The organism is Mesorhizobium sp. M2C.T.Ca.TU.002.02.1.1 (genome assembly GCF_003997225.1).
The window spans coordinates 1-5171 of sequence record NZ_RZTO01000441.1; the positions used below are offsets into that span (position 1 = coordinate 1).

A 5171-nucleotide genomic window follows, 5' to 3' on the forward strand; every position below is an offset into this window, starting at 1 on the left:
CCCTTACCTTCCGCTTCGCCGATGACGGGCTGGTGCCCAACCATCCGCGCTGGCCGATGCTCGTCTATCCCGGCGCGCTGCCACTGCCGGACGACGTCGATCCGGCTGCCGTCTTCGAGGATATTTTCGCCGCCAATGGCTGGGGCGACAGCTGGCGCAACGGCATCTACGGCTTCGTCCACTATCATTCGCGCATCCATGAGGTGCTGGGCATCGCGCGCGGCGCCGCCGAGGTCCGCTTCGGCGGCGACAAGGGCAAGGTGCTCGAGGTCAAGGCGGGCGACGTGGCGGTTCTGCCGGCAGGCACAGGCCACCAGCGCCTGTCCGGCTCGGCCGACCTTCTGGTGGTCGGCGCCTATCCGCCTTTCGGCACATACGATCTGTGCCGCGGTCCGGACCAGCATGCCGAGGCGCTGCGCACCATCCCGATCGTCGGCCGGCCGGACAAGGATCCGCTCTATGGCGGCGACGGGCCGCTGCTGAAAGCATGGAGCGAAGGCTGAAATGGCAAGGATCGTCGCCATCGAGCATCTGACGCTGGACGGTGTCTTCCAGGCGCCGGCGCGTGCCGATGAAGACACGCGCAACGGTTTCCAACATGGCGGCTGGGGCATCGCGGGCAGCGACCCGCAAATGCAGGAGGTCATCGGCCGCGCCATGGCCGGCGGCTGGTCGCTGCTCGCCGGCCGGACGACCTATGAGGACCTGTACGAAGGCTGGGTCGTCAGGCAACCGGCCAGTCCGATGACCAAAGCGCTGACCGGCGCGCAGAAGTTCGTCGCCTCGCATGACGCCGCGTATCAAGCGCGCTGGGAGAATTCGACGCTGCTTGCCGGCGATGCTGCCGAAGCAGTGCGCAAGCTCAAGCAAGATCACGACAGGACGCTTGTCATGTTCGGCAGCGGCAAGCTGTTGCGCGCGCTGATGCGGCACCGGCTTGTCGATGAGCTGGTGCTGATGGTCCACCCGCTGGTGCTGGGCGCGGGCTCGCGCCTTTTCGAGGCCGGGCAGGCGCCCTCGGCGCTGAAGCTGTCCAGCCAGATCGCGACCACGACGGGCGTGGCGATCCTCACTTACGCATTCGACGGCAAGGATGCCGCGGAGCGGCCGGAGTAAGACCGGGCTGCAGCCTGGCGCCTACGGATAATGTGTCTTCTTCGGCGCATAGGTCGACGGGTCGAAATCCAGTTCCTTCGGCAGAGGCTGGCTCGAGCACTGCAGATGTATCTGGCGCGCGAGCAGCCGCCGTTCCTGCTGTTCGTGCTCCTTGGCTGCGGCGACGAGCCCCATGCTGTAGGGGCCAACCAGCACGCCGAAACCCCAGCCGGGATGCTCCTTCTCGCGGGCGGCGTAATCCGAAGCCGCCGTGCGGGCCTGCTGGCATTCCGGCGATGCCCATTTCGGATCCTGCTGCGAAAGCGAGGCGCCATAGTCGACCGGAGAGGACGCACATCCAGCCACTGCCGCGCTCAGCGCGACAACCACCGCAATTCTCATCATTTGAGTCCCTGCTAATTCAGGGCGGACAGTACACGGAACGCGTCTTCCCACAAGCCTGCCGATTGGATTACGCCCGTCTGGTTTGCGACAGGGCCGGGCGAATGAGCTGTGGGCAGCGACAGCCCGCTCAGAACCTGCGGCTGAGATAGGCCGACCCGCCGAGGCCGAAGCGCCACTCGGCTTCCACGCCTTTTGTGAGGCCGATCCGGCGTCCGCTGACGATAGCGGCAGGATCGGTCTGCGATCGAGCAAATTCGAAGGGCGGCGCGGTGAGCGAGAGGCCATTGTGCGAGGCGTCGATACCGAGCGCCTGGCAAAGCTTGCCGGGACCGGAGCAGAGCAGCCTGTCGTCATCCGTTCCGCGCCGCTTGCGCATCGCGGCGATGCCGGATTGCGGCTGGATCGCCCGGATCAGTACCGCGCTGCCCGGCAGGCACACCGCGTTCAGGCACCAATGCAGCCCATAGGAGCGGTACACATAGGCGGTGCCGGGTGCGCCATACATCGGGGCGTTGCGCGGCGTCCGGCCGCGAAAGCTGTGCGATGCGGGATCGTCGGGCCGGTACGCCTCGGTCTCGACGATGATGCCGCCGACACCGGCGAGCCCGAGCCTGACGCCGATCAGCGCGCGTGCCACCACGAGCGCGTCGCGGGCGAAGAAATCAGGCCTGCCGCTAAGCGGCATGGCGACTGGCTTCGATCGGACAGGCCATCATCGGCGTTCGAATCATCCCAACAGATTGCGGGCCGTGCGCATGAAGATCCGCGAACCGATCGGGATCAGGTCGTCGGGGAAATCATAGTCGGGGTTGTGCAGCGAGGGATGGTGCTCGCCGGCGCCGAGGAAAAACATCGCCGACTTCGCGTTGTGGCCGAAAATGCCGAAATCCTCCGAGGCGCGCATCGGCAGCGTTTCCTCGCTGCGCGAGACACCTTCCTCGTCGAGCGCGCGGTTGAGATGCTCCACCGCGTCCGGCGCGTTGACGCTGGCGACGAATATCTCGTGATAGTCGAAGCGCACCGAGAGACCGTGCGTTGCGGCGATCTTCGCGGCAAGCGCTTCCGCGGCGGCGACCTGCTCGGCCATGCGCTCGTCGCGGCGGGTGCGCAGCGTCGCCCACACTTCCGCATAGCCGGGCGCGATGCCGAACACGGCTTCGCCCATCGAACAATGGGTGACGGTCACCATGCCGAAATCCTCATCGGTGAAAGTGCCTCGCCCCAGCGCGGGCAGCGCCGGCATCAGCTCGCTCACCGCCGGCATTGGCGAGATGCCGGTTTCCGGCATCGAGGAATGCGCGGTCTTGCCTTCGAGCACGATGCGCATGCCGCGCGAGGCGCAGTTGACGGTGCCAGCCTTGAGCCGCACCTCGCCGAACGGCACGCCCGGCAGATTGTGCAGCGAGAAGGCAAAGTCCGGCTGGATCTCGCCAAAGCGCGGGTCGGCGACGACCCCGGCCGCGCCATTGCCGGTTTCCTCCGCCGGCTGGAACATCAAGACGACGCGCCCGCGCGCCGGCCTCTCGCGCCCGAGCTGCCGGCCGAGCGCCGCCAGGATCGTGGTGTGCCCGTCATGCCCGCACATATGCGATTTGCCCGGCACCTGAGAGCTATGCTCGACACCCGAAAGCTCCTCGATGGGCAGCGCGTCGAGCTCCGAGCGGAACAACACCGTCGGCCCGGCCCGCCCGCTGTCATAGACCGCCGCCACGCCATGGCCGCCAAGCCCCGTCAGCACCTTGTCCGGAGCAGTGTCGGCGAGGAAGTTCACCACCTCCTTCGCGGTCTTTTCCTCCTCATTGGAGATTTCCGGCTGCCGGTGCAGCTTGCGGCGCCATTCGGTAAGCTCGATGAGGTCGCGGTTGGTCAGGGTCATGGGTTGGGGCCTCCGGTTGGGCTTTTCCGGTCACACAAACACGATAGGGTTTTTCTCGCGCCGTGCCATGGCGATCAATTCGGATAGGCCATCGGCCTCCGCAAAATCAACGCTGCCATCTGCCCACCTTCACCTGCGGCAGGTCGCGGCTGATCGGACGAAAGCCGACGCCGTAATACATGTTGCGGGCGGCCGGATCCGCCGGCGCGCCTCGGCAGGCGACCAGCATGCGCGTCGCGCCGGCCGCCTTGGCAAGCTGCATGCCATGCAATTGCAAGGCGGTGCCCAGTCCGCGCCGGCGGAAATCGCGATGCGTGCCGACCGGCTCGAATTCTGCCGTTCGCGTCGCCTCGTCCAGCCAGATGATCGCGGTCGCGGCCAGCGTGCCGTCGGGCGCGGCGATAAGCACATGCAGGTCGGCCCGGTACGGCCAGGTCCGCCGCACGCGCTCGAACGCCGCCTCGCCGAGGCGTGACGCATGCCAGGCGTCGCGATGCGCCCTGACCGCGTCGGCCGCCGAGACATCGTTGGCCGTAAGGAAGCGGAATCCCTCGGGCAGCACCGGATCGGGCACATCCGTCAATTCCCGTGTGTTGAACTGCACCCAGGATCCGTCATCCGCGCCGGCTTCAGCATCGAAGGCGTAGCCATGCGTGGCGACAATTCGCTGCGCCTCAACGTCCGCGGATTGCACGGTCAGCAGTCGACCGACATTCCCGGCCACGTCGTCATACCAGTCGAGGATTTCGCCGAGCAGCGCCGCGCGCTCCGGATGCGTCTGCCAGGTCAGATTGGCCGTGCCGACGTCCAGCACCGTGCCGTCGCCGCGCGGCACCCGGTAAGGCGGGCAGGCCCATCCCCACGCCGCCAGCCGTCCGTCGGCGAACCACAGCCGGTGCCGCCAGACGCGGCTGAGCGCGTCGAAATCCTTGGCCCAGACCCATGCCAGCTCGCCGACCGTCGCGTCGCCGTTGAGCAGTTCCGGCCGCAGCGCCGTCACCTCCCGGGCGAGGCCTTGCATCAGCCTGAGCTCGGTCGGGCCAAGGGGTTCCATGCCAGCATCTTTTGCGCGTGCGGTCGTTCTGTCCACCCCGTACCGCCCCGCAGACGTCCAGAGCCGGTGCTCGATGTTCCGTCTTGATACGGAGCAGCGTCCCGGTTTTCCCACAGCTCCCGGCGTCGGGCGGACTTAATCGGAAAATGCGACGTAAACCGCTGAAATCCTTAACACGATTTTCATCCCGCTCGCCTACCGACTAGGGTCATGGAAAAGCATGGCGAGCGGCTGGTTGCGGTTCCCTCTTCCGAGGGAAGGAGCGGAGCCGTGGAAGCCGGCATCCTGCGCGACCGGCTTGCGGATCTGAGCAAGGGCGTCTTCATCTCGATGCCCATCGGCACGGTGCTCGCGGCCCTGATCCTGGCGGTGCAACTGTTGTCCGGCGGCGGCCTTGCCGCGGTGCTGTGGTTTATCGCGATCGCCTCGATAAACGGCGCGCGCGTGGTGCTTGCCGTCGCCCAATCGGGCGCGGCCGACGACAGGCCCAAGGCGGTGGGCGCCCGGCTTTCCCTTTATGGCGCGCTGGCGTTTGCCTCGGGGGTAGCCTGGTCGTTTCTGGCGCTGCTGAGCGACGGATACACGACCAGCCAGGCGCCGCTCTATCTCATCGTGCTTGCCGGCATTTCGGCCGGTTCGGTCACCTACGGCACCTGCTACGCGCCAGCTTCGATCAATTTCATCACCCTGCCGCTCCTCACCGCCGCCGGCTGCGTTCTGGCCAAGGGCGGCGTCGAAAAT

Annotated in this window: 6 protein-coding genes and 1 pseudogene; 3 read left to right on the forward strand and 4 right to left on the reverse strand. The window is 66.8% G+C overall.

What is annotated here, in order from left to right; translation table 11 throughout:
• Nucleotides 1–503 (forward strand): cupin (locus EOD07_RS21630; RefSeq protein ID WP_127236919.1); only part of this gene is annotated, 503 nt, incomplete at its 5' end.
• A gap of 1 nt (nucleotide 504) precedes the next feature.
• On the forward strand, nucleotides 505–1116 hold the full coding sequence (locus EOD07_RS21635; protein WP_127236920.1) for a dihydrofolate reductase family protein: 612 nt from the start codon (nucleotides 505–507) through the stop codon (nucleotides 1114–1116).
• A 21-nt stretch (nucleotides 1117–1137) separates the two neighbouring features.
• On the opposite strand, the gene EOD07_RS21640 is transcribed toward EOD07_RS21635, so the two are convergent.
• The 4 genes from EOD07_RS21640 to EOD07_RS21655 all read right to left on the reverse strand — a co-directional run bounded on the left by EOD07_RS21640 (nucleotide 1138) and on the right by EOD07_RS21655 (nucleotide 4430).
• Complete coding sequence (locus EOD07_RS21640; RefSeq protein ID WP_127236924.1) at nucleotides 1138–1497, reverse strand: hypothetical protein; 360 nt, start codon at nucleotides 1495–1497, stop codon at nucleotides 1138–1140.
• A gap of 130 nt (nucleotides 1498–1627) precedes the next feature.
• Nucleotides 1628–2185: a DNA-3-methyladenine glycosylase gene (locus EOD07_RS21645; protein WP_127236921.1), complete on the reverse strand. Its 558-nt coding sequence runs from the start codon at nucleotides 2183–2185 to the stop codon at nucleotides 1628–1630.
• A gap of 42 nt (nucleotides 2186–2227) precedes the next feature.
• On the reverse strand, nucleotides 2228–3376 hold the full coding sequence (locus EOD07_RS21650; RefSeq protein WP_127236922.1) for an amidohydrolase: 1149 nt from the start codon (nucleotides 3374–3376) through the stop codon (nucleotides 2228–2230).
• A 106-nt stretch (nucleotides 3377–3482) separates the two neighbouring features.
• Nucleotides 3483–4430, reverse strand: coding sequence for a GNAT family N-acetyltransferase (locus tag EOD07_RS21655; protein WP_127236923.1), 948 nt, complete (start codon nucleotides 4428–4430; stop codon nucleotides 3483–3485).
• Nucleotides 4431–4700: 270 nt separating this feature from the next.
• Between EOD07_RS21655 and EOD07_RS21660 the strand changes: the two are divergent.
• Nucleotides 4701–5171: pseudogene (locus EOD07_RS21660) on the forward strand (GGDEF-domain containing protein); the annotation flags it as partial.